This window comes from Streptomyces sp. NPDC002825 (assembly GCF_040295385.1).
Classification (GTDB): domain Bacteria; phylum Actinomycetota; class Actinomycetes; order Streptomycetales; family Streptomycetaceae; genus Streptomyces.
Window position 1 is genome coordinate 215,794 of sequence record NZ_JBEOVH010000005.1, and the last position, 23,337, is coordinate 239,130.

At 74.4% G+C, this 23,337-nt stretch carries 23 protein-coding genes and 1 pseudogene; 14 read left to right on the plus strand and 10 right to left on the minus strand.

Annotated features, from left to right (window positions below; genetic code table 11):
- The first annotated feature begins 164 nt into the window (after nt 1-164).
- From ABT041_RS09480 to ABT041_RS09495, 4 genes are read left to right on the plus strand one after another with little or no spacing between them, the layout of a single operon-like run.
- Entirely contained in the window at nt 165-1,541 is a 1,377-nt protein-coding gene (locus tag ABT041_RS09480) for a choice-of-anchor M domain-containing protein (RefSeq protein ID WP_351181620.1), read from the plus strand.
- Entirely contained in the window at nt 1,538-2,254 is a 717-nt protein-coding gene (locus tag ABT041_RS09485; RefSeq protein WP_351181622.1) for an anchored repeat-type ABC transporter ATP-binding subunit, read from the plus strand. The genes ABT041_RS09480 and ABT041_RS09485 overlap by 4 nt, the downstream gene beginning before the upstream one ends.
- Nucleotides 2,251-3,234, plus strand: a complete 984-nt coding sequence (locus ABT041_RS09490) for an anchored repeat-type ABC transporter permease subunit (RefSeq protein WP_351181625.1) — start codon at nt 2,251-2,253, stop codon at nt 3,232-3,234. The genes ABT041_RS09485 and ABT041_RS09490 overlap by 4 nt, the downstream gene beginning before the upstream one ends.
- A gap of 28 nt (nt 3,235-3,262) precedes the next feature.
- Nucleotides 3,263-3,727: an STAS domain-containing protein gene (locus ABT041_RS09495; protein WP_351181628.1), complete on the plus strand. Its 465-nt coding sequence runs from the start codon at nt 3,263-3,265 to the stop codon at nt 3,725-3,727.
- Here ABT041_RS09495 and ABT041_RS09500 read toward each other — a convergent pair.
- Together ABT041_RS09500 and ABT041_RS09505 are read right to left on the minus strand one after the other, a co-directional pair.
- Nucleotides 3,661-4,374 carry a response regulator gene (locus ABT041_RS09500; RefSeq protein WP_351181631.1) on the minus strand — a complete coding sequence of 238 codons (714 nt, stop codon included), beginning with the start codon at nt 4,372-4,374 and terminating at the stop codon, nt 3,661-3,663. The two genes, ABT041_RS09495 and ABT041_RS09500, sit on opposite strands and share 67 nt — an antisense overlap.
- Before the next feature lie 2 nt (nt 4,375-4,376).
- Nucleotides 4,377-5,702 carry a sensor histidine kinase gene (locus ABT041_RS09505; protein WP_351181634.1) on the minus strand — a complete coding sequence of 442 codons (1,326 nt, stop codon included), beginning with the start codon at nt 5,700-5,702 and terminating at the stop codon, nt 4,377-4,379.
- Nucleotides 5,703-5,908: 206 nt separating this feature from the next.
- On the opposite strand from ABT041_RS09505, the gene ABT041_RS09510 reads away from it, so the two are divergent.
- The 5 genes from ABT041_RS09510 (at nt 5,909) to ABT041_RS09530 (ending at nt 11,914) form a co-directional block, all read left to right on the plus strand.
- Complete coding sequence (locus tag ABT041_RS09510; RefSeq protein WP_351181637.1) at nt 5,909-6,610, plus strand: ABC transporter ATP-binding protein; 702 nt, start codon at nt 5,909-5,911, stop codon at nt 6,608-6,610.
- Entirely contained in the window at nt 6,607-9,039 is a 2,433-nt protein-coding gene (locus ABT041_RS09515) for an ABC transporter permease (RefSeq protein ID WP_502976418.1), read from the plus strand. The genes ABT041_RS09510 and ABT041_RS09515 overlap by 4 nt, the downstream gene beginning before the upstream one ends.
- 149 nt (nt 9,040-9,188) lie before the next feature.
- Nucleotides 9,189-9,704: a helix-turn-helix transcriptional regulator gene (locus tag ABT041_RS09520; protein WP_351181640.1), complete on the plus strand. Its 516-nt coding sequence runs from the start codon at nt 9,189-9,191 to the stop codon at nt 9,702-9,704.
- A gap of 102 nt (nt 9,705-9,806) precedes the next feature.
- A complete protein-coding gene (locus ABT041_RS09525) occupies nt 9,807-11,021 on the plus strand; it encodes a DUF2306 domain-containing protein (protein ID WP_351181643.1) in 1,215 nt (404 codons plus the stop codon).
- Nucleotides 11,018-11,914, plus strand: coding sequence for a hypothetical protein (locus ABT041_RS09530; RefSeq protein ID WP_351181646.1), 897 nt, complete (start codon nt 11,018-11,020; stop codon nt 11,912-11,914). Before ABT041_RS09525 ends, ABT041_RS09530 begins: the two co-directional genes overlap by 4 nt.
- Before the next feature lie 55 nt (nt 11,915-11,969).
- Here ABT041_RS09530 and ABT041_RS09535 read toward each other — a convergent pair whose 3' ends face one another.
- Both ABT041_RS09535 and ABT041_RS09540 read right to left on the minus strand, forming a co-directional pair.
- Nucleotides 11,970-12,509, minus strand: a complete 540-nt coding sequence (locus ABT041_RS09535) for a GNAT family N-acetyltransferase (RefSeq protein ID WP_351181649.1) — start codon at nt 12,507-12,509, stop codon at nt 11,970-11,972.
- A 53-nt stretch (nt 12,510-12,562) separates the two neighbouring features.
- Entirely contained in the window at nt 12,563-13,111 is a 549-nt protein-coding gene (locus tag ABT041_RS09540; protein WP_351181652.1) for a hypothetical protein, read from the minus strand.
- A gap of 133 nt (nt 13,112-13,244) precedes the next feature.
- On the opposite strand from ABT041_RS09540, the gene ABT041_RS09545 reads away from it, so the two are divergent.
- Together ABT041_RS09545 and ABT041_RS09550 are read left to right on the plus strand one after the other, a co-directional pair.
- Entirely contained in the window at nt 13,245-13,823 is a 579-nt protein-coding gene (locus tag ABT041_RS09545) for an isochorismatase family protein (protein ID WP_351181655.1), read from the plus strand.
- A gap of 161 nt (nt 13,824-13,984) precedes the next feature.
- The gene (locus tag ABT041_RS09550) at nt 13,985-14,344 is read left to right on the plus strand and encodes an ArsR/SmtB family transcription factor (RefSeq protein ID WP_351181658.1); all 360 of its coding nucleotides are present in this window, start codon (nt 13,985-13,987) and stop codon (nt 14,342-14,344) included.
- 14 nt (nt 14,345-14,358) lie between these two features.
- On the opposite strand, the gene ABT041_RS09555 is transcribed toward ABT041_RS09550, so the two are convergent.
- The 3 genes and pseudogenes from ABT041_RS09555 to ABT041_RS09565 form a co-directional block, all read right to left on the minus strand.
- Complete coding sequence (locus ABT041_RS09555; RefSeq protein WP_351181661.1) at nt 14,359-14,889, minus strand: carboxymuconolactone decarboxylase family protein; 531 nt, start codon at nt 14,887-14,889, stop codon at nt 14,359-14,361.
- A gap of 85 nt (nt 14,890-14,974) precedes the next feature.
- A complete protein-coding gene (locus ABT041_RS09560; protein ID WP_351181664.1) occupies nt 14,975-15,757 on the minus strand; it encodes an FAD-dependent oxidoreductase in 783 nt (260 codons plus the stop codon).
- A 315-nt stretch (nt 15,758-16,072) separates the two neighbouring features.
- Nucleotides 16,073-16,899, minus strand: a pseudogene (locus tag ABT041_RS09565) (helix-turn-helix domain-containing protein).
- On the opposite strand from ABT041_RS09565, the gene ABT041_RS09570 reads away from it, so the two are divergent.
- Both ABT041_RS09570 and ABT041_RS09575 read left to right on the plus strand, forming a co-directional pair.
- Nucleotides 16,898-17,383, plus strand: a complete 486-nt coding sequence (locus ABT041_RS09570; protein WP_502976424.1) for a DUF2000 family protein — start codon at nt 16,898-16,900, stop codon at nt 17,381-17,383. The pseudogene ABT041_RS09565 and the gene ABT041_RS09570 sit on opposite strands and share 2 nt — an antisense overlap.
- Nucleotides 17,384-17,823: 440 nt before the next feature.
- A complete protein-coding gene (locus tag ABT041_RS09575; RefSeq protein ID WP_351181670.1) occupies nt 17,824-19,884 on the plus strand; it encodes a SpoIIE family protein phosphatase in 2,061 nt (686 codons plus the stop codon).
- Nucleotides 19,885-19,890: 6 nt separating this feature from the next.
- Here ABT041_RS09575 and ABT041_RS09580 read toward each other — a convergent pair whose 3' ends face one another.
- From ABT041_RS09580 to ABT041_RS09590, 3 genes are all read right to left on the minus strand, one after another.
- A complete protein-coding gene (locus ABT041_RS09580) occupies nt 19,891-20,508 on the minus strand; it encodes a DinB family protein (protein ID WP_351181673.1) in 618 nt (205 codons plus the stop codon).
- 226 nt (nt 20,509-20,734) lie between these two features.
- Nucleotides 20,735-21,130, minus strand: a complete 396-nt coding sequence (locus ABT041_RS09585) for a TOBE domain-containing protein (RefSeq protein WP_351181676.1) — start codon at nt 21,128-21,130, stop codon at nt 20,735-20,737.
- Between the two features lie 103 nt (nt 21,131-21,233).
- Nucleotides 21,234-21,713 (minus strand): Lrp/AsnC family transcriptional regulator, encoded by a 480-nt coding sequence (locus tag ABT041_RS09590; protein WP_351181678.1) that lies wholly within the window; start codon nt 21,711-21,713, stop codon nt 21,234-21,236.
- Nucleotides 21,714-21,871: 158 nt separating this feature from the next.
- On the opposite strand from ABT041_RS09590, the gene ABT041_RS09595 reads away from it, so the two are divergent.
- A partial coding sequence (locus tag ABT041_RS09595) for a PAS domain-containing protein (protein WP_351181681.1) occupies nt 21,872-23,337 on the plus strand: 1,466 nt, incomplete at its 3' end.

Genomic DNA, 23,337 nt, shown 5'->3' on the forward strand with positions numbered 1-23,337 from the left:
ACACGAGCGTCGCCCTGGCGGCGGCCGGGGCGCTCGCCCTCGGCGGCACGGCGATGACCGAGCCGCCGACCGAAGCACCAGTGCCGGCACCTGCGCCCGCACCTGCGGCAGGGCCTGCGCCTGTGCCTGTTTCTGGGACTCCTGGGCCGGGATGGGCCGACGGCGTGCTCGGTCTCGGTGGGACCGGGGTGATCGACCTCGACGACTCCCACCGGGGCGTGGGGGAGGACGGCTCGGTCCGCTGGGAGTTCAGACCCCCGTGGGACACCACGGGCCTTGCGGAGCGCGGCTCGGTGCGCTGGTCCCTGACCGAGGCGGAGGGGCCCGGCACGGTGACGGTGTTCGGGACGGAGGACGACACGTCCGGCGCGTGGTTCGACAGCGGCGACGGGCTCCCGGACACGTCCGAGCTTCCCGCGGGCGGCCGGGGCGAGAGCCGCTGGGCCTTCTCCGCGCCGGGCGTCTACCGGATCGTGCTCGCAGCGGAAGCCGGGGCCGCCGAGACCGCCACGGCCGGGTTCACCGTACGGGTCGGGGGAACGCGTCTCGCGCCCGCGCCCGTCGCGATGCCCCAGGCCCGGGCGTCCGCCGCCCAACCGGCCGCTCCCCAGGCGCAGCCCGCTGCCGCACCCGTGCAGAAGGCCGAGACGGCGCCCACCGTCCTCGACGAGGGCCACGTCGACATCGCCGCGCGCGTGGTGGACGGCAGGCTCCAGATCCAGGTCAAGGACGGGACGGTGCCCGGCCGGACCGTCTGGCGCGAGCCCTCCTCGCTGGTGCTCCGCGTCAAGCCGGAGGCCCGGCGGACCGTTCCGGCCAACCCGGACTTCGCCTTCCTGGGGAAGGCCGGCGATCCGGTGTGGCTGCTCGACCAGGTCCAGCGGCCCGGGCTGCTCTGGCCCGGCTGGTCCACGGACAACATGGGCGCGGGCGCCACGCGGGGCGAGATCGCGTTCTCCCTGGTGAAGGCCGAAGGGCCGGGGCCCTTCGCGCTCTTCAACTACGACGGGCTCTCCGGCGCGACGGTCCGCTTCGCGAGCGCGGACGGGGTACCCGACACCTTCGGCGTCCCGCAGAACACGCACGCGCACGGCGGCTGGGCCTTCGGTGCCGAGGGCACGTACCGGCTGACCCTCACCATGTCCGGCGTCCTCGCGGACGGGAGCAGGACGAGCGACACCGAGACGTTCACCTTCGAGGTGGGCTCGGGCGGTCCGGGCGGGGGAGCGACGGGCGGGGCGACCGGTGGCGGCTCGGACTCCGGTACGAGTACGGGGACGGGGACGGGGACGGCTTCCGGCTCCGGTACGTCCTCCTCGGGAACCAGTACGGGCGGTTCCAGTACGAGCGGAGCCGGCACCGGCGCCAGCAGCACCACCGGCAACGCGAGCACCGCAGGCACCACCGGCAGCACCTCCCCCCGAGGCTCCATGGCCTCCACCGGTGCCGAGTCCACCCTGCTGCTCACCGGAACGGCCTCCGCCCTCGCCGCCGTCGGCGCCGGTGCCGTCCTCGTCGCCCGGCGGAGGCGCCGCGCATGAGCGTCGACCACGAGGACCTGCTGCGGGTCCGTTCCGTCTCCGTCGCGCTCGGCGGCCGGACGGCGGTCACGGACGTCTCCCTCGCCGTGTCCGGCGGGGAGCTCGTCGGGCTGCTCGGCCCGAACGGCGCGGGCAAGACCACACTGCTCCGCGCCGTCCTCGGCCTCGTCGCCCCGTCGTCGGGCGCGGTCGAGGCCCGGGGCCCCGTCGGCTACGTACCCCAACGGCACGAGTTCGCCTGGGACTTCCCCATCGACGTGGCCGGCGCCGTGCTCAGCGGGCGCACCCGTACGGTCGGCTGGCTGCGCCGGCCCCGGGCGCAGGACCGCGCGGCGGCCAACGAGGCCCTGGAGCGGGCCGGCCTCGCCGCGCTGCGCCGCCGGCCGATCGGCGAGCTGTCCGGCGGCCAGCGCCAGCGCGTCCTGGTGGCGCGCGCCCTCGCCGCCGAGCCCCGGCTGCTGCTCCTGGACGAACCGTTCACGGGGGTCGACGTCCCGACCCAGGACCTGCTCAACGAGCTGTTCGGCCGGCTCGCGGCGGAAGGCAGAGGACTGCTCATGACCACCCACGACCTGGCGGCCGCCGCCCGGACCTGCACCCGGGTGCTGCTCCTGAACCGGACGCTCGTCGCCGAGGGGGGCCCTGAACTCCTCGCGGACGCGGGGCAGATGCTGCGGGCCTTCGGCCTGGACCGGGCGGAGGACGCGGCGTGAACGGGTTCCTCGCTCTCCTCGCCGAGCCATGGGCGCTGCCGTTCATGCGGCGGGCCTTCGCCGTCGCCGCGATCGTCGGTCTCGTCTGCGGGGTCGTCGGCGTCTACGTCGTGCTCCGGGGCATGGCCTTCATCGGTGACGCCGTCGCCCATTCCGCCTTCCCCGGGGTGGCGCTCGCCTACGCCTTCGAGGGCAACCTGCTGCTCGGCGGCGCCGCGGCCGGTGTGACGACGGCCGTGCTCATCGCCTTCGTCTCGCAGAACCGGCGCCTCAAGGAGGACACCGTCATCGGGGTGTTCTTCGCCTTCGCCTTCGGGCTCGGCATCGTGCTCGTGTCGACCCGCGACAGCTGGACGACGGACCTGTCGTCGTTCCTGTTCGGGCAGGTCCTGGCCGTGGACACGGCGGACCTGTGGCGGGTGGCCGCCATCGGGACGGCCCTGGTCGCCGTCGTCCTCGCCCTTCGGAAGGAGCTGGTCGCGGTCAGCCTCGACCGCGAGACGGCCCGGGCCTCGGGGCTTCCCGTCCTGCCGCTGGATTTGACCCTCTACGTCGTCGTGACGGCCACCATCGTCATGTCCCTGGAGGCCGTGGGGAACGTCCTGGTCCTCGCGCTCCTCATCACCCCGGCCGCCACGGCCCGGCTGCTCACCGAGCGGCTGTGGGCGATGACCCTGCTCGCCTCGGGCTTCGGCTGCGTCGGCAGCCTCGCCGGGCTGTACGTGAGCTATGCGTACGACCTGGCGGCCGGCGGTTCGGTCGTGGTCGTCCTGACCGGGATCTTCGCTCTGGTCTGGCTGCTCGCACCCCGTCACGGGCTCGCCGCACGCGCGCGCGTACGCAGGGGCCGGAGGTCCGTACACACGTCCGGCCCACGCGCGTCCGAACGAGAGAAACAGGCTCGGATGTTCACCGATTCAGGTGACTGCGGACGAGGCGAAACGTCCCTCCCTTCGGCGGGGCGGCCACGCTCGACGTGACACATGGAGCCACCCTGTGGAGCGTCCGATGCAGCTGATCCCCCGTCACGACCCGTACCTCGTCGTCCGCTCACAGGGCGGTCTCACGGTCGCCGCCCTCCGGGGCGAGCTCGACCTCGTCCTGGTGCGGCACCTGCGGCCCGAGCTCGACACCCTGGTCCGGGAGTCCGAGGCCCTGACCGTCGACATCCGGCGCCTCACCTTCTGCGACGCCACCGGGCTCGGACTCCTCGCCCACTGCGCCGGGCGCATGCACCGGCGCGGTGCGCGCTGGCGGCTCGTCTGCGACCAGCCGTGGATCCTGCGGCTCATCCGGCTGACCGCGCTGGACGACGTCCTCCGGCCCGAGGCAGGACCAAAGGATCTTCTCGCTCACCCGGACGTCCTCGCTCAGTCGGATGCGGCCGGCCGGCCGGCTCCGCTCGATCAGCCGCCGCCCGCGCCGATGGGTCCGCTGCCCGTCGAGCCCGGGGTGACGAGACCGGTCTCGTAGGCGGCGATCACCGCCTGGGCCCGGTCGCGGAGCCGGAGCTTCTGGAGGATGCGGGCGACATGGGTCTTCACCGTCGCCTCGCTCAGCCGGAAGCGCGCGGCGAGTTCGGCGTTGGTGAGGCCGCGCGCCAAGGCCTCCAGGACCTCCAGCTCGCGCGGGGTGAGCGTGGCCAGTTCGCGGTGCGGGGGCGCCGCCCGGGGACCCGCACCCGTACCGGACGAGGCGAAGCGCTCGACGAGGCGCCGCGTGATCGCAGGGGCGAGCAGCGCGTCCCCGGAGCGGACGAGCCGGACCGCCGCCGTCAGGTGCTCAGGGGTGACGTCCTTCAGCAGGAAGCCGCTCGCGCCCGCCGCCAGCGCCGCGTACACGTACTGGTCGAGGTCGTACGTGGTGAGGACCACGATCCTCGGCGGCGTCGCCACCTCGTCCGCGAGGATGCGGCGCGTGGCCTCCAGGCCGTCCGTGCCCGGCATCCGGATGTCCATCAGGACCACGTCCGGCCGGGTCCTGCGGACCGCCGCCACGGCCGCCTCGCCGTCGGCGGCCTCCGCGACCACGTCGATGCCGTCGGCGGCGAGGATCATCCGGAAACCGGTCCGCACGAGCGCCTGGTCGTCGACGATCACCACGCGCGGAGCGTCGGCCACGGTCACGGCACCTCCCACGGAATCACCGCACGGACCCGGTACCCGCCGTGCGGGCGGCTGCCCGCGTCGAGCGTACCGCCGTACACCGCGAGCCTTTCCCGCAGTCCGAGCAGCCCGTGGCCGCCGCCCGGCTCCGCCGTCCGCAGCCGGCGCCCGCCCGTGTCGGACACCTCGACGCACAGCCGGTCCGTCCCGTACTCCACCGTCACCGACACCCGCGCGCCCGCCGCGTGCTTCACCGCGTTCGTCAGCGCCTCCTGCACCACCCGGTACGCGGCGAGGTCCACCCCGGCCGGCAGCTCCACCGGGACGCCCCGCACCGCCACCTCCACCGGCACCCCCGAGGAACGCACCCGGTCCGTCAGCTCCGTCAGCCGGTCCAGGCCCGGCTGCGGGGCGAGCGCCACGTCGGCGGCCGGATCGGGACCGTCCCCGGCCATCGTCAGCAGCCCCATCACATGCCGCAGCTCCGACATCGCCGTCCGTCCGGCCGCCTCCACCGCGAGCATCGCCTCCCGGGCCAGGTCGGGGGAGGCGGCCAGGACCGTGCGCGCCGCACCGGCCTGAATCGTCATCATGCTCACGTTGTGGGTGACCACGTCGTGCAGCTCCCGCGCGATCCGGGACCGCTCGGCCTCCACCGCCCGCCGCAGCGCCGCCTCCTGCTCCTCCCGCAGCACCCGCTCGCGCTGCCGCCACAGATGGACGCCGTGCGAGGCGAGGGCGAGCGGCAGCAGGACGAGGACGGGCACGAGGTCGCTGTCGACGGCCGGGACCAGCGGGAAGACCGCGTAGAGCAGGGCGCCGGCCAGGAGCGAGGCCACCACCGACTTGCGGTGCGGGCTGTACATCGCCGCGCTGTACGCGGCGACGAGCCCCGAGGCGAAGGTGATCCGCGTGGCGTCGTCGGCGGCGTCCCCCAGGTGCAGGACCACCGTCGCGGCCGTCACCACCCAGTAGACGGCCAGCGGGAAGCGGCGCCGCAGCACCAGCGGCAGCGCGGTCAGCACCGCCGCCGCCAGCTCCCAGGCCTCCACCGGCGGCAGCAGATGCTCCACGGCGGGCACCGGGTGCGGGCCGTCCGGAGCCCCCGGCACGTGCGGGGGCGCGGGCGGGGTCGGGAGCTGCCCGGGCACCCGGGTCTTGCTCCCCGCCAGGTCCGGCCGGAGCTCCAGGTACGAGCGGTTCATGTTCCCGACGAGGGTGGCGACCGTCAGCGACAGGGCGAGCAGCCCGTCGGCCAGCCACGCCCAGCGGGACAGCGGGGGCGGCGCACCGATGGTCCGCGACCCGCGCACCCGGGCCATGAGTTCCTCGTACCTGATCACCGGTGCAGTGTGCCAAGCGGGCACGCGGGCGCGAATCGGCCCGGAGGACCACGGCCCCGTCCGCGCGGTGTACATCGCGCGGATGACCCTCCCGCGCCTCCGCCGCCCACGGTACGGATCTTCGCCACCACGGCCGACGCGCCAAAGGGCGCACCGCTCCTAGCTTTCGGGGCGAAACCCGACCGACCCCACGCCCTGGAGGCCCCATGACGCCCATCGAAGCCGAGCCGCTCATCGACCTGAGCGAGGTCGGCAGGACGTACGACGAGGGGCCGGCGGCGCTCGCCGGGCTGAACCTGCGGGTGGCGCGCGGGGAGTCGCTCGCCGTGCTCGGCCCCTCCGGCAGCGGCAAGTCGACCCTCCTCAACCTCCTCGCCGGTCTCGACCGGCCGAGCACGGGCCGGGTGACCGTCGACGGGCTCCGCGTCGACGCGCTGAGCGAGACGGCCTCCGCCCGCTACCGGCGCGACCGCATCGGCATGGTCTTCCAGTTCTTCAACCTCCTCGACGACCTCACCGTCCTCGACAACGTGCTGCTGCCCGCCCAGCTCGCCGGCATGGCGCGCGGCCGGGCGGCGGGACGCGCCGCCGAACTCCTCGAACGGCTCGGTGTCGCCCGCCACGCGCGCGTGCATCCCGGCCGCCTCTCCGGCGGCGAACGGCAGCGCGTCGCCGTCGCCCGCGCCCTGATGAACGAGCCGCCGCTGCTCCTCGCCGACGAACCCACCGGAGCACTCGACACCGCGTCCGGCGCCGACGTCCGCGACCTCCTGCGCGCACTCAACGCAGACGGTCAGACGATCGTCCTCGTCACCCACGACCTGGCGCTCGCCGAGGCCTGCGCGACGCGCACGATCGAACTCGTCGACGGCCGCATCACCCGCGACGTCCCGGCGGTGGCCCGATGAGCGCGCGGCCCGCCACCGAGACCCCGGGCACCGCGCAGCCCCTCGCCTCGACCGCGCGGAGCGGACGGAAGGGCGCCGGGGCACTCGGCCGGGTCGTACGGGCCGGGGTCGGGCGGCGGCGCACGCAGACGGCCGTGATGGTCCTGACCACGCTGCTCTCCGTCGCCTCCGCCGTCCTCGCGCTCGGTCTGCTCGTCGCCTCGGGCGCGCCCTTCGACCGGGCCTTCGCCCGGCAGCACGGCGCCCATCTGACCGTGCGGTTCGACGGTTCCGCCGTCACCCCGGAGCAGGCCGCGGCCACCGCCCGCGCGTCCGGAGTGGCCGCCGCCTCGGGCCCGTTCGCCGTCACCTCCGTGCGCCTGACGGCGGACCGAGCGGCCCCGCCGGGGTTCGCGCCGCCCCCGCTGACGGTCGTCGGCCGGGCCTCCGCCGCCGGAGCCGTGGACGCGGTGACCCTGACCGAGGGCCGGTGGGCCACGGCTCCCGGCGAGATCGTCCTGGAGCGGGGATCCGAACCGCCGAGCTCGGGCTCCGGGGCCCGGGTGACCGCCGGCGGCGTCACCCTCACTGTCGTGGGCATCGCCGAGTCCGTCGGCGAGAGCGCCGACGCCTGGGTCGTCCCCGGGCAGCTCACGGCGCTCGCCGGAGGGCGGCGGCCCGCGCTCCAGATGCTCTACCGGCTCACCGACGCCGACACCGCCGCCGACGTGACGGCCGGACAGAAGGCCGTCGCGGGCGCCGTGCCGGCCGGAGCGGTCACCGGCAGCCGCTCGTACCTCGACGTACGGGAGACCGCCCGTGCGAACACGGCCGCCTTCGTGCCCTTCGTCACCGCCTTCGCGCTCCTCGGGCTCGCGATGTCGGTCCTGGTGATCGGGATCGTGGTGAGCGGCGCCGTCGGCGCCGCGACCCGCCGGATCGGGATCCTCAAGTCCCTCGGCTTCACCCCGTTCCAGGTGGGACGCGCGTACGTGGCCCAGGCGCTGATCCCGGGCACCGTCGGGGCCGTGCTCGGCGTCGCCCTCGGAAACGTGCTCGCCGTGCCCCTCATGGCCGAGGTGGCCGAGGTGTACGGCACGACCGAGGTCCTCATCCCGCTGTGGGTGGACCTCGCCGTACCGGCCGGCGGGCTCGCCCTGGTGGCCGCCACCGCCTTCGGGCCCGCCCTGCGCGCGGCCCGGCTGCCGACCGCGACGGTCCTGCGCGTCGGACCCGCCACCGGCGGCGGCCGGAGCCGCGCCGTCCGCGGCCTGTTCGGGCGGCTGCCGCTGCCCCGGCCCGTCACCCTGGGGCTCGCCGCGCCCTTCGCCCGCCCCGCGCGGGCGGCGAGCACGGCCGCCGCGGTGACCTTCGGCGCCCTCGCGGTGACCTTCGCCGTGGGCCTCGGCAGCACCCTCGTCGCCGTCAAGACCGACGGCGACCCGGACCGCGGCGGCGACGTCACCGTCCACACGGTCGCCGTGCCCCGCGGGAACCCCGGGGGTCCGGCCGCCCTGCCGGGCAGGCCCGCCGACCCCGCCGCCGTGACGGCGGCGATCTCCGGGCTGCCGGGCACCGGCTCGGTGTACCGGACGGCCCGCACGCAGCTGGACGTGGCCGGGCTCAAGGGCGGCGCGCCCCTCGTCGCGTACGAGGGGGACACGGCCGGCAGCCGCCACACGATGGTCTCCGGGCGCTGGTTCGCGGCCCCGGGGGAGGCCGTCGCGGCCACCCGGTTCCTGCGCGCCACCGGCGTCCGCGCCGGCGACACCGTCACCCTCTCCGAGCAGGGCCGCACGGTCCGGGTCCGGATCGTCGGCGAGGTCTTCGACCTGGGCGACGACGGCATGGCTCTGCGCACCGCGGCGGCGTCCGTGGCCGCGCTCCACGCCCGCTACCAGCCCGCCGAGTTCGCCGTGACGGTCACCGACGGCACGGACGCGGCGCGCTACGCGGAGAACCTCGACGCCGCCGTGGCACCGCTCGGGGCGGAGGCCGCCGTCACCGAGGGCAGCAAGTCGAGCGTGATCCGGGCGATGCAGGCCCTGATCGTCATGCTCACCCTGATGCTCGTGGCCGTCGCCTGCCTCGGCGTCCTCAACACGGTGGTCCTCGACACCCGCGACCGCGTCCGTGACCTGGGCGTCTTCAAGGCCCTGGGGATGACCCCGCGGCAGACGGTCGCGCAGGTCCTCACCTCCGTCGGTGCCATCGGCCTCGTGTCGGGCCTCGTCGGCGTGCCGCTCGGGGTGGCCCTGCACGGCCGGGTGATGCCGGCGATGGGCCGCGCGGTCGGCACCACGATCCCGCCCGCCGACATCGACGTGTACGGCACACCGCTGCTCGTGCTCCTCGCGACGGCGGGCGTGGTGATCGCGACGGCCGGCGCCCTGCTCCCGGCGGGCTGGGCGGCCCGAACGGCGACGGCGCGGGCGCTGCGGGCGGAGTAGGGGCGGGGAGAAGGCCCAGGGCCCGGTGGGGCGCCGCCCCGGTCGCCCCACCGGGACGTCCGCCCCCGTCCCGCCGCCCCGCCTCCCCGGTCGTCCCACCGCCCCGCCTCCCCGGTCGTCCCACCGCCCCGGCGCGATACCGTCGCCGCATGTCTGAAGTCCGGTTGACCACGCCTTCCTTCCTCGTACTCGGCATCATCGACAAGCTGGGCGAGGCCAGTCCTTACGACGTGAAGGTGGAGGCCGCGCGGACGGTGGCCCCGTTCTGGTCGATGCCGCACGCGCAGGTGTACGCGCAGTGCGACCGGCTCCTGGAGGCGGGGCTGCTGTCGGAGGTGCGGCAGCCGGGCGGCCGCAACCGGCGCCTGATGAGCCTCACGGAGGAGGGGGCGGCAGCGCTGCGCGGCTGGCTGGCCGACCCCGCCTTCGTCCCGGTCGAGGCCCGCGAGCGGGGCATCCTCAAGCTGTGGTTCGGCGCCAGCCCGCGCGTCCACGCCCCCGTCCAGATCGACGAGCACCGCAAGACCCTGGACGAGTACGAGGGACTCGCCGACGAGGTCGGTGAGTTGCTGACGCGCGGGCAGCGCGAGGCGCTGGAGTTCGGCATCCGCTATGAGCGGATGATGGTCGATTTCTGGCAGTGGGTGGAGAGCCGCGAGGGCTGAGCCCAGCAACGACGGCTTGTTACCGACCGGTTGACCCCGGTGGTGTCTCGCCCTACCTTCCTCCATAGTCCAGACAGGACTATAGGTGAAGGGGGAACCGCCATGGCGCGCACGACCGGCACGAGACGGGGGTGGGGGAGGGCGGCCACCCTCGCGGTGACCGTGGTCTGTCTGGCGTACGCCCCGATCGCGATGACCGAGCTCTGGCCGTACGCCAGCCCGGGCGCACCCGCCGTCGGCGAGTGGCTGCTCGGGCGGTCCGTCTCCCCCGAGTTCGTCGCCGAGGCCGTGCGCGACCGGATGGGGCCGTACGAGCGCAGCCTGGTCCCCCTGATCGTGCACTCGGTCCTGGGCGGCCTCCTCATGCTGCTCGGCCCCGTGCAGCTGCTCTCCGCGGTCAGGCGCCGCATCCGGCTCCACCGGATCACCGGCACCGTCTTCGCCGTCACGGTGTACGTGTCGATGGCGGGCGCCGCCCTCTACCTGGTGCGGACCCCGCCGGCGGAGGCGTTCAGCGGGGCCGCGTTCTGGATCGTCCTCGCCACGATCCTGGTCGGCACCGTCGGCAGCGTGACCTTCGGGATCCTCGCCGCCGTCCGCGGCTTCCCGGACCTCCACCAGCGCTGGCTGCTGCTCTGCTACGGCTTCCTGATGACGGCTCCGCTGCTGCGGCTCGAATGGGGAATCCTGCCGTCTCTCTATCCCGGGCTCGACCTGCGCGACATCAACCGCCTCGCGATCATGCACCTCGGCGCGCTCGTCTCCTTCGGCGCGCTGCTCGCCTCCCGCGCCCTCGACCGGCGTGCCACCGTCCCCGGTCTGACCGGCACCTGGTGCCCGCCGGCGGTGCGGGTGGCCGCCCATCTCGCGGGCGCGGCGGGCCTGGTGTGGATCACGGTGGCGTTCCTCGGCGAGGGAACCGCCGGGCGGCGCCTGCTCCTCGCGTACCTCGTCCCGTACGTCCTGACGTACGCCGTCATCGCCGTCCGGGCGGCCCGTGCCGGCGCCCGGGGCGCCCGATGGGCGCGCGAGGAGTGGTCGCTGCACCTGGCCGCGCTCTGTCTGGCCCCCGCCTTCTCCGCGGTGACCGTGCCCGTACTGGAGCGGACCCTGCGCCTCGACCGCATCACGGCGCTCGTCGCGGGCGTCGGCGTCGGCTGCGGCATGCTCGCCTACGCGGCCGTCACGGTGGTGAGCCTGCGGATCCTGTACGCCCGTGAAGTCCTGAAGCGGAAGCGGGAGTTCGCGGACCTGCCGACGGCTCCGGCGGATGCCCCGGCCGTGGCGGTCACCACTCGGGAAGGGGCCCAGGGATGAGCGTCGTTCCGCAGGAGACGGCCGAGAACACCGGCCGGGCGCTCTCGCCCGCCGTCGTCGTCCTGAGCGGCGTCGTCGGAGGCATCAGCGCCACCGTCGGCACCCTGCTCGCCGTGGCGAGCCTCACCGGGCACGCGGCGGGCGCCTGGGTGTCGCCCGAGGCGCTCAGCCCGGGGCTCCTCGGGGCGGCCATGGCGGGCGTGGCGCCCGCGCTGTTCACCATCGGCCGGGCCCGCGTGTGGGAGGAGGTCCGGTGCCTGGTGCTGCCGCTCGTGATCGTGCTCGTCGGCCTCTTCACGGTGACCCTGCTCAATGCCGGAAGCCTCCAGGCCGTCCGCGGCGGCCCGCTGTTCCTCGCCCTGTTCAGCCTCGGCTGGGTCGCCACCCTCGGCGTACTCGCCCTCGCAGCGGTGGGCTGCCTGGCGGCGCAGTACCGCGCACGGCCCGCCGACGCGGGGGCGTTGGCGGGGCGGGGTCCCGTCGCCCCGCTGCCCGCGTGGTCGAAGCCGCCGCTCGCCGTGCTCGGTTCGGGCTGGCTCGGCATCGGCGCGGGCCTGCTGTTCTTCCCCGCCTTCTGGGGAGCCCTGCTCCCGTGGACGGTGAACCGCGCCGACGCGCAGGGCCTCGGCGTGTGGGCGCTCGCGCTCGGCGCCGGCGTCCTCGGCTCCCTCGTGGAGGACGACCTGGCCCGTATCCGCCCCGCGCTCAAGGCCGTCCCCGTGGTGGCCCTGGCGCTCGCCGTGGTCCTCGCCGCCCGTGCCGCCACGGTGGACTGGGCGTCGGGCCCCGGAGCCGCCCTCGTCACCCTGGTCGCCGGCCTGTTCGGCACGGGCGCGTCGGGCCGCTGGCTACTGACCCGGGCGGTCCGACGGGGCGAAGGCGGGGCGCTCTAGGACCGGCCGGTCCTGGGGGCCCAGCGCCCCCGGGGCGGCCGGATTCGCCCCCGTTCTACGACGGGCCGGACTGCCATTCGTGGGCGAGCCGGCCGAGCAGGACCTCGTCGAGGAACTCCCCCAGGACCCAGGCCGAGGAACGCAGCACGCCCTCGCGCACGAAGCCGTTGCGCTCGGCGGAGCGCAGCATCGCGTGGTTGTCCGCCAGCGTCTCGATCTGCAGCCGATGCAGGCCGCGCACGATGAAGCCGTAGTGGCAGAGCACCGCGACCACGTCCGTGCCGTAGCCCTTGCCGCGGGCGGACGGAAGGAGCCCCAGGCCGATGTGCGCGGACCGGCTGTGGTTGTCGATGCCCCAGAGGTTCGCGCTGCCGATCAGCGTGCCGCCCCCCAACTCCACGACCGAGAAGGAGACGTTCCTCTCGTTCGTGTCGTCCACCACGAGGCGCGGGTCCTTCGAGCCCGGCGTGATCGGCCGCCACGGCGCGGCTTCGGCCCGCGAGCCGTTGACCACGTCGTCGTAGAGCTCGGTGCGCAGGATCGGGATGTCGTCCTCGTGCCGGGCCCTGAGCCCGACCGTGGTACCTCTCAGCATGCAGGCTTCCTATCGGAGCGCGCTCGCCCGCGGCAAACCATTAACGGCGACGCCTACGGCCGCCACCGCGGCGCCTCGTCGTCGGGGGTGTCCGGGCTCGCGAAGTGGAAGGGCACGCCGAGGTGTTCGGCCAGAGCACGGCCGGCCAGGCGGGCGGCCGTGGCCTCCGGGTGGAGCGCCGTCGCGTCCCGGGCGTCGCCCAGGTACCGTACGGCCGTCTCGTGGTAGATCGTGGCGAGAGGACGCTCGCTCGCGGGCGCGGCGGTGATCGCGAGGAGGATGACGAACCAGTCGTGGACGGTGTCGCCGTCCCAGATCGCCTCGATCGCGACCACGGTCCCCGGGCAGCCGGAGGCCCGTGCGGCGAGGGACTCCAGGTCGAGAGGGCTCAGGGGCGTGCGCGCGATCCGGTCGCCGTGGTGCAGGTACCGGTCGTGGACGACCCTCTCCGCCTCGTGGAGGCCCAGACCACGGCCCCGGCACGTCTCCCAGACGACACGTACCGCCTGGAGGCGCCGGTCCTGGAGGACGTACCCGTCGACCTCGCCGCGCATGCCCTCGGGCAGCAGCGCCCACCACTCGGACGTCGTCGACTCGGCCATGCGGACCTCCCCCTGTTTCCCTGGCCCGTGAGGATACCCGCAGGTCGGGGACGTGGGATCGGAGGATGGGGCCCTGCCCCGGCATGGACGAAATCCCGTGGCGGACACGGCGGACGGGAGTGATGATGACCGGATGACCCAGCGCGTGCAGCCCGTGGATGCCCTGATCGTCGTCGACGTGCAGTCGGCTTTCGTCACCGGTGACGGGGCCGTGCCGGCCGCCGAACGGCTCGTCGACCGGACGACCGACCTGATCGCCCGGGCGCGGCGGGACGGGGCGTTCATCGCCCACCTGCAGAACGACGGGCCGCCCGGGGCCGAGGACGAACCGCACACGCCCGGCTGGGAACTCCACCACCCCGTGCGGCCCGGCCCCACCGAGGTGGTCATCCGCAAGCCGTACGACGACGGCTTCGAGGAGACCGCGCTCGGTGCGGTGCTCGGCGAGGCGGGGGTGCGGGCGGTGGCCGTCTGCGGCGTGATGTCGGAGATGTGCGTGCAGGCCACGGCCCGTACGGCCCTGGAGCTCGGCTACCGGGTCGTCGTCCCGCACGACGCCCACGCCACGCAGGACATCCCGGCCGCGCCGGGCATCTGCGAGGCCGTTCCGGCCGCGACGGTCTCGCGCGTCGCGGCCTACGCCCTCGGCAGCGACGCGGAGACCATGGTCCCGGCCGCCGGGGTCACGTTCACGTCCCCGAAGGCGCCCTGAGCCCGCGCGCCCTCCCGCGCCGGACGACGTATCCGACCTGAGCCGACCTCAGCTGACCTGACGGTTTCCGTCCGCCCCGGTGCGTCCCTCCCGCGCGGAGGGGTGAGGATGGGGGGCATGGTGCAGAGTGCTGGGTCGAAGCGAGGCGCGGGGTGGGTGCGATGAGTGCGCCGCTCTACCAACTGAAGGCGGAGTTCTTCAAGACGCTGGGGCATCCCGTCCGCATCCGCGTCCTCGAGCTGCTGAGCGAGCGCGAGCACGGGGTGGCCGAGATGCTCCGGGACACCGGTGTCGAAGCGGCGTACCTCTCCCAGCAGTTGGCCGTGCTGCGCCGGGCCAATCTGGTCGTGGCCCGGCGCGAGGGCGTGGCCGTCTACTACGCGCTGACGAGCCCGCAGGTCGTGGAGCTGCTGCGGGTCGCCCGTACGATCCTCTCCGGCGTGCTCGCGGGCCAGGCGGAACTCCTCGCCGACCTCCGCTCGGCCGGCCCCGCCCGCAGGTCGAGGGGCGCGGCTCGGTAACCACCCCTGTGGTGTCAGTCCGCGGACTCCGGCTGGATGCCCGCCAGCAGGTTGAAGGCGCCGGTCAGGAGGTTGAGGGTGACCACGCCGACCACCTCGGCGATCACCCGGTCGCTCCAGCCGTGCCCCCGCACCTCGGCGACGTCCTCGTCGGAGAGGGCGCCCGGTTCGGCGAGGACCCGCAGCGCGAGGCCGATGAGCGCGGCCTCGCGCGGGTCGGTCGACGTGCCCTGACGGGCGAGTTCGATGTCGGTCTCGGTCAGTCCCGCCGCGCGGCCGGCCTCGCGGTGCGCCTCGCGGCAGGTGCCGCAGCCGATCCACTCCTGGACGGCGAGCGACAGCTTCTCGCTCAGGGCGCGTGGGATCTTCACCCGCTTCATGGCGCGCGACAGGCTGAGATAGCCGTCGAGCAGCGCGGGGGAGTGCGCCATCGTGGACACCATCTCGCCGACGGAACCGTGTCGTTCGACGATGTCGGTGAGCAGCTCGCGTGCGCGCCCGGGTGCCTGCTCGGGGGCGAGTGCGGTCAGTCTTCTCGTCGTCATGGAACCTCTCCTCTGTATACCCTTGGGGGGTATGACGCGGGAGGGTTCGGAGAGGTTCCCGAGCCACCCGGGGCACATGTGTCACCTACGACAGCCGCAGTCGCGCCGGCCCGTGGAACACCCAGTCCGGCGCGTACTCCACCTCCACCGCCGGCCGCGCGCCGCGGCCGAGCGCAGGCAGCCGGTCGAGCAGCACGCCCAGCGCCGCCGGGCACGCGAGCAGCGAGCGGTGCGGGGCGAGGAAGATGTGCCCGCGTCCCGGACGAGCGCCGAGCGGCCAGGTGGGGCGGGCGTTGCCCTGCACCGCCTGGAGGCCGGTGCGGCGGCGGCCCTCGAACGCGATGCCGAGCCGGTCCCTGACGACGCTGGCCGTGCCTTCGCAGCCGACGGTCCACGGCGCGGCGGCGGACTCGATCCCGCCGCCGTCCCCGTGGAGCAGTGTGAACTCGGCCCGGTCCTGGTGGAGTTCGACGTCCGTCAGCTCGGTGTCCCACTCGACGCGGGTGCCGAGGCGGGCGAGTTCCTCGCAGAGGAGGCGTTCGATGTCGTGCTGCTCGATGTTGAGGGGGCGGGCGTGCGCGGAGAGCGCCCAGCCGGTGGTGAGCTCGCCGAGGAACCGGTCGCGCGCGTGGATCGTGACCGCGTCCAGCTCCACCCCGTGACACCGGAGGAGCTCGCCGACCCCGAGGGCGTCCAGCGCCTCACGGGCCCGCGCCCAGAGCACCAGGGACCGAGCCTCGTGCTTGGCGGCCGGCGCCTCGTCGACGATCCGTACCCGCAGCCCCAGGCGGCGCAGGGCGATCCCGAGCGTCAGTCCGACCGGTCCGGCCCCGACGACGCACACGTCCACGTCCTTGCCCGTGTCCACTCGACCCCCGCTTTCCACTCGCTACTCCCTGGTGTTCAGAGTGCGGGCGGAAGATCGGCTCCGACAGGGCGTTCGGCGGGGCGCTGGAATTACTGCGACCAGGCGAGATGACTACCTGTGCATCATCTGGTCCGTTTGAGTGACGATAGGCGGAATTCGGTCGTCCGCAGGTCCGGAGGCGGAGTATTTGGCGCGTTCGTCACTTTTCCGGGCAGGAGCGCTCGCTTTCCGATCGGGATCACTCGCCGTTGTGACGCCCCTGGGCGCAGACCTTGTCGCTCCGGAACGGCTCCGCGCCTTCTCCCCGTGGCCAGTTCACGACAGCGGGTACGGGCCTCCGCGCGTCCGGACGAAGCGCCCCGGGGTGGTGCCCACGATCCGCTTGAACGAGCGGTTCAGGTGCGACTGGTCGTAGAGCCGGTCGCGGCCGCCACCTCCGCCGGCGGCTGCCCGTCGAGCAGAAGCCGGCGGGCCCGGTCGACCCGGCGGGCCGTCAGGTACTGGTGCGGTGCGATACCGAAGGCCCCGCTGAACGCCCGTACGAGATGCGCCGGATGGGCATGGAGCAGCAGGGAGGCCTCGTCCAGCGTCACGCCCTCCACGAGACGCGCGTCCAGGAGCTCCCGCAGGCCGTGCGCCACCCCCGGATCGGCCGCACGCGCGGGCGTGAGCAGCCCCGGCCGCAGATGACCGCGCAGCCGGTCGCCGATGAGGGCGAGACGGCTCTGCGCCTCCAGCTCGTCGCCCGGCTCCGCGAGCGCGGTGTGCAACTGCCCGACGCGCCGCCGCAGCAACGGGTCGACCAGGTCGGGCGCGTCGACCGCGGGCCCGATGAAGCTCTCGTCCAGCTGCGTGAGGTCCAGGTACAGGACCCGCTTGCGGAAGCCGTCGGAGGTGGCGGGCGAGCCGTTGTGCGGGACCTGCGGCGGGAGCAGGGACACCGTGTCGCCGGGCGTGCCGCGCTCGTGCCGGTCGAGGTCGTAGCGGACCGCGCCGTCGTCCACGATGAGCAAGGTCCACACGTCGTGCACGTGCATCGGGTACGCGTGCTCGGTGAACCGGGCGTGGAACACCTCCACGACACCCGGCACGCGCGGGCGCCACGCCGAGACCTCCTGACGGAGCGCCGTGTTGGCCACCATGCAAGGAATGTACAAGACCGCGCCGAGGGGCCGGCGGCAGTCTCGGAGCATGACGACGACAGACCACGCCCCCGTTCGTTTCGACACCAGGATCGCCGTGCTGCTGCGCGATGACCTGGAGACCTGGCAGCGGCTGAACGTGACGGCGTTCCTGGTCAGCGGCCTCGGAACGGAGCTCCCCGAGGTGATCGGCGAACGGTACGCCGACGCCGACGACACCCCGTACCTGCCGATGTTCCGCCAGCCCGTCCTGGTCTTCGAGGGGACCAAGGAGACGCTGACCGCCGCCCACGGCCGGGCCCTCTCCCGCGGGCTGCCCCGCGCCGTGTTCACGACCGACCTCTTCATCACCGGCAACGACCGGGACAACCGCGCCGCCGTACGGGCCGTGGGCGCGGGACAGCTCGATCTGGCGGGCATCGCCGTGTACGGGCCGCGGAACGCCGTGGACAAGGTGCTCAAGGGGGCGAGGATGCATCCCTGAGCGGGCCTGCTGTCGGTGGCGTGCCGTCGTGCAGGTCGGCGGCGCGGGAGAACAGCGGGCCCGCCGCCGGCCGCACCCGGCCCCGGCGGTCGAGCGCCGTCGCGCCCCCGGTGCCCGGCACCCGGCACCCCGCACCCTGCGCTCGGGCCCAAGCGCTCGGCACCGGCGCCCCGCACCCTGCGCTCGGGCCCAAGCGCTCGGTACCGGCGCCCGGCACCCTGCGCTCGGGCCCAAGCGCTCGGCACCCGGCACCCGGCACCCTGCGCTCGGGCCCAAGCGCTCGGCACCGGCGCCCCGGCGCCCGGCATCCGGCGCCCAGGTCTGGACACGGTTCCGTACCGAACGGCCGCACTGTGCCGGGCCCGCCGACAGCTCCTCGGCTAGGGTGATTCGGTAGGGATTGCGCCCCCTGGGGCCAGGCCGATGCGTAGGTCGATGCGTTGGAGACTCATCAGTCGTCGAGCAGGGTTCCGCAGCCGCCCCGGGCGGCCGTCGGGGACGCGGGTGTGCTCCGCGAGCTGCTGCCGATCGCCCTCTGGCGGGAGGACGCCGAGGGGCGCATCGTCGAGTGGTCGCTCGCCGCGCAGGACCTCCTCGGCCACCGGCCCGAGCACGTCCTCGGGAGGCTCGCCACCCCGCTCCTCGTCCCCGACGCGAACCGTGAACTCGCCGACCGGCTCACCGATCGCGTCCAGGCGGGCGAGACGATGGTCGGCACGCTGCCCGTCCGGCACCGCGACGGCCACACGGTCGCCATGGAGATGTGGATCGTCCCGGCCACCGACCCGGCCGGACGCCCCGGGGCGATGCTCATCGCCGTGGAGACCTCCGAGGTCCTGCGGATGCGGGACAACCTGGCGGCGATGGAGAGCCTCTTCACCCAGTCGCCCATAGGGCTCGCCCTGCTCGGCCCCGATCTGCGCTTCCTGCGCGTGAACGACGCCCTCGCGCGGATGAACGGCGTGTCGCCCGCCCGGCACGTGGGCCTCCGGCTCACCGAGGTCGTGCCCGGCGTCAACGCCGCCTCGCTCGAGTCCCTCATGCGCCAGGTCCTGGAGAGCGGTACGGCCGTGGTGGACGCCCGCCGGGTCGGCCGTACCCCCGCCGACCCCGACCGCGACCACATCTGGTCCTGCTCGTACGCCCCGCTCGTCGACCGCACGGAGCGGCGCCAGCTCGGCCTCATCGCCTCGCTCGTGGACATCACCGAGAGCCAGGAGGCGCACATCGAGGTCGAGCGCGCCCGCCACCGCTTCGCGCTGCTCTCCGAGGCCGGCGCCAGGATCGGCACCACCCTGGACCTGAAGCAGACGGCCGAGGAGGCCGTCGCCTTCCTCGTGCCCCAGCTGGCCGACTCGGCCGACGTGCAGATGCTGGAGTCGGTCCTCGAACCCGACGATCCCGCGGCCTCCACCCGGGGGGTGCTGCGGCGCCTCGCGGCCCGCTTCCCCGACCCGTCGGCGCCGACGGCGTTCCTCGCGCCGGGCCAGACCTTCCAGATCCCCCTCGACTCCGTGTACGAGCAGGTGGTCGTCCACGGACGGCCCACGAACCTCTACACCTCCGACATCCCGGGGCTCTTCACCGATCCGCGCACCGAGTCGCTCCGCACCTACCTCGCCACCCGCATCGGCTCGGCCCGGCTCGTCCCCCTGGTGGCGCGGGGGCAGGTGCTCGGGGCGGTCACGGTGACCCGGCTCCGCACCCGAGAGCCCTTCGACGCGCAGGACTGCGTCCTCATCGACGAGGTCGTCGCCCGCGCCGCCCTCAACATCGACAACGCCCGGCTCTACACCACCCAGCGGGAGGCCGCCCTCACCCTCCAGCGCAGCCTCACCAACAGCGCGCTCCCCGACGTCACCGGCCTCGAACTCACCGGCCGGTACCTTCCCGCGAGCTCCCACGACGTCGGCGGCGACTGGTTCGACGTCATCGCGCTGCCCGGCGGAAGGACGGGCCTGGTCATCGGCGACGTCATGGGCCACGGCATCCACGCGGCGGCCGTCATGGGCCAACTGCGCACCGCCGTAAGGACCCTGGCCCGCCACGACATCGCGCCGGCCCGCATGCTGAGCTCCCTGGACGCCGTCGTCGCCGACCTCGGCGAGGACGAGATGGCGACCTGTGTGTACGCGGTCCACGACCCGTCCGACGGCCGCTGGGTGATCGCCCGCGCGGGCCATCTGCCGCCGGCCGTCGCCACCCCGAACGGCGCCGTCACCTTCCTCGACGGACCGCCCGGGACGCCGCTCGGCACCGGGGCCCATGACTTCGGCGCGGAGGAGGTCGTCGTGCCGGGCGGCGGACTCCTCGTCCTCTACACGGACGGTCTCATCGAGGCCCGTGACCGGGACCTCGACCAGGGCATGCGGCAGCTCGCGGCGGCGCTGCAGCCGCTGGACCGGCCCCTGGACACGCTGTGCGACGAGGTCATCGGGCGGCTCCTCCCGGGAGCCGCCCAGGACGACGTGGCGATGCTCATCGCCCGTACGACCCGCTGAACCCCCTTACGGGAGCAGCCGGTGGAGGTCGCGGAGGAGGGCGATCTCGGCCCCGTGGTGCAGGAGTTCCTGGTTGACCCACCAGACGATCTCCAGGAAGGGGTTCTCCGCGTCGCTGCCGTGCGGGTAGGTGCAGTGGCCGACCGTGTCGAGCGCCTTGTCGTCGGCGGACAGCAGCGCCTCGCGCCAGGCGTCGGCGGCCGTGTCGAAGGCGGCGAGGGCGGTGGCGGCGTCCCCGGCGATCGGGAAGTCGTCACGGGTCAGGCTGCGGCTGCCGTGGGTGTGGTCGGCGCGCAGCGCGAGCATCTCGGAGAGGTGGTTCAGCCGCCAGGCGATCGTCGTGAACGGCGGCGGCACGGGGTGCGGCGGAGGCGTCGTGTCCCGGCCCCACTCGCCGGCGCCGACCAGGAGGGTCGCGCGCTCGCCCGGGCCGTCGGCGTGCCGCCGGACCGACCAGCAGCCGGGCACCGGCTCCCACAGGTACTCCGCGTCGGTCATCGGGCCGACCTCGACGTCCGTACCGTTGCCGCTGTCCATCACCGGCCCCGCCATCCGGTCGGCGAGCCGCTTCCGGGCGAAGTCGAACTGGTCGAGAAGGGGGACGAGCCGCTCGGGCAGGGACACGGGACGCTCCGGATCGCACGGGGACAGGGCGGTCGCACACTGCCACAGGGGTGCTCGCGGCGCACCCGAATATCGTTCCCGGGCACGGCTGCTGACGTTCCGTCATGCGTACGGTGGAGGGTGCGACGGAATGGGGGCTGCCCGTCCCCCCGGGCTCGGGCAGACCCCACCGCCGGCTCCGGGTCCACAGCCCCCGGGCTTCCCGAGGTCCGCGTCCCGGAGGGTCTCAGGTGCGGTCGATGTGCACGCTGGTCGACTTCACGCGGGCGGTGGCCTGCATGCCGACCTCCAGGCCCAGCTCCTCCACCGCCTCGCGGGTGAGCAGCGAGACGAGCCGGTGCGGACCGGACTGGATCTCGACCTGGGCGGCGACGTCGCCGAGCTTGACGGCGGTCACGATCCCGGGAAAGGCGTTGCGGGCCGAGGTGTAGGACTCCTCCTCGTCCCCGTGGGCGCCCTGCCCGACCTCGATGGAGAAGGCCGCCAGGTCGCGGCCGTCGATGAGGCGCCGGCCGTTCTCGTCGCGGTGGGTCGCGACCCGGCCCGCGTCGGCCCAGCGGCGTGCCGTGTCGGGGCTGACGCCGAGCAGGCGTGCCGCCTGACCGATGGTGTAGGACTGCATGGCGATCACGTTAGGCGGTAGCGGATCTCATCTGCAAGGGATCGGTGGCAGTCTCATGGCATCTGCCAGCCGACTTGGGTGATCGACCAACGGGCGTGCAGGCTCAGGCCGTTCCCGCACGCCGTCCGACCGCCTCGACCAGGGGAAGCAGCCGGTGCGCCACCCGCTCGCGCAGCGCGATCTCGGTCCGGGTGCGGACCACGCCGGGCAGCTGGATCAGCCGCTGGATGACGTCCTCCAGGTGCCCGGCGTCGCGGGCCACCACCCGGGTCAGGAGATCGCCGCCGCCGGTGATGGAGAAGGCCTCCACGATCTCCGGCACGCCCGCCAGCGCGTCGCCGACCTCGTTCAGATGCCCCTGGGTCACCTCGACGTGCACGAAGGCGAGCACCGGATGGCCGAGGGCGGCGGGGGAGAGGACCGGGCCGGTCGCCGTGATCACCCCGTCCCGCTCCAGCCGGTCGATCCTCGCCTGCACGGTGCCCCGCGCCACCCCCAGGATCCGCGCGTACTCGCGCACGCTCGTCCTCGGCTGCTCGATCAGCAGCCGCAGGATCCGCGTGTCGAGTTCGTCCACCGCCATGCTCCGTCGGCCTCCTTCGCCCCGGCTCGTCCGGTTTCCGACTGTACCCATGCCGCCGGAGGCCACCGCCGCTGCGCTCGCGGGACGGCCGGATCTGGGAGAGGCTCGTCGGGATCGGCTGAGGCGCGGCCGAGCACGTCCGGCGGGAGCGACGACGAGTGGACGCACACCGTGAGCACGAGCAGACGGGTACGCCCCGGCGCGGGGGCGGCGAACCCTGGGGTGCGGAGACCGGGTGGGGCGACGCCGTCCTGGACGCCGTCTTCACCCAGGCCGACATCGGGCTCCACGTCCTGGACACGGAGCTGCGCGTCGTCCGGGTGAACGCCGTCGTGGCCGGGCTTCACGGCGTCCCCGCCGACCGGCTCCTCGGCATGCCCGCGGTCGAGGCGTACGCCGCGTACGCCGGCGTGCACATCGACGAAGCCGTCCTGCGCGAGGTCCTCGCGACGGGCCGCTCCACGAGCGACCGGCTCGTCGCCGGTCACTCACCCGGCGCCGAGCACAGCGAGCACGTCTACTCGACCTCCGCCCACCGCCTCCAGGACGCCACGGGCCGGGTCCTCGGCGTGGTCGTCACCAGCACCGACGTCACCGACCGCGAACGGGCGCACGCCCGTCTGCGGCTCCTCCACGACGCCCACGAGCGCATCGGGACGCGCCTCGACGTCGAGCGCACCGCCCGGGAGCTCGTCGACGTGACCGTGCCGGCCTTCGCCGACTCCGTCGTGGTCGCCCTCACCGACGCCGTCTTCCGGGGCCAGGACCCGGCCCTCCAGTCCCGGGACACGGTCCCGCTGCTGCGCTGCGCCGCCACCGGGAGGACGGAGCACGGACCGGAGGCCCCGGAGGCCGGCGCCCTCCTCCTGCCGGGCATCTTCGAGGACCGGCCGCCGGAGTCCGGCCCCGCGGCGGGCGGGGACCCGGGCACGCGCCTCGTGGTGCCCCTGACCGTACGGGGGCAGATCTTCGGCGCGGTCGCCTTCCGGCGCCTCGACGACGCGGAGCCGTACGGCCCCGACGACCGCGCCCTCGCCGACGCCCTCGCGTCCCGTACCGCGAACTGTCTGGAGAACGCCCTCCGGTACACCCGCGAGCACATCGTCATGACCGCCCTGCAGAGTTGGCCGCCGCCGAGGGAGGAGGCCACCCAGAGCGCCGTCGGCGTCGCCCGCCGCCACCGGCCGGGCGGCAGCGGCGCGGGCTCCTGGTGCGACGTGATCCCCCTGCCGGGGGCGCGCGTGGCGCTCGTCGTGGGGCAGGTCGAGTCCAGGGGACCCGGAGCGGTCGCCACCATGAGCCGGCTGCGGACCGCCGTCCACAGCCTGACGACGCTCGACCTCGACCCGCACGAACTCCTCGCCCGCCTCCACGCGACCACCCTCCGCCTCGCCGCGGAGGGCGAGCAGCCGCCCGGGACACGAACCACCGCGCCGCCACCCCTGGCGGGCGCCCCCGAGACCGTGCCCGCAGCGTCGTCACCTCCTGCGGGCGCTTCCGAGACCGTGTCCGCAGCGTCGTCACCTGCTGCGGGCGCTTCCGAGACCGTGTCCGCAGCGTCGTCACCTGCTGCGGGCGCTTCCGAGACCGTGTCCGCAGCGTCGTCACCTGCTGCGGGCGCTAC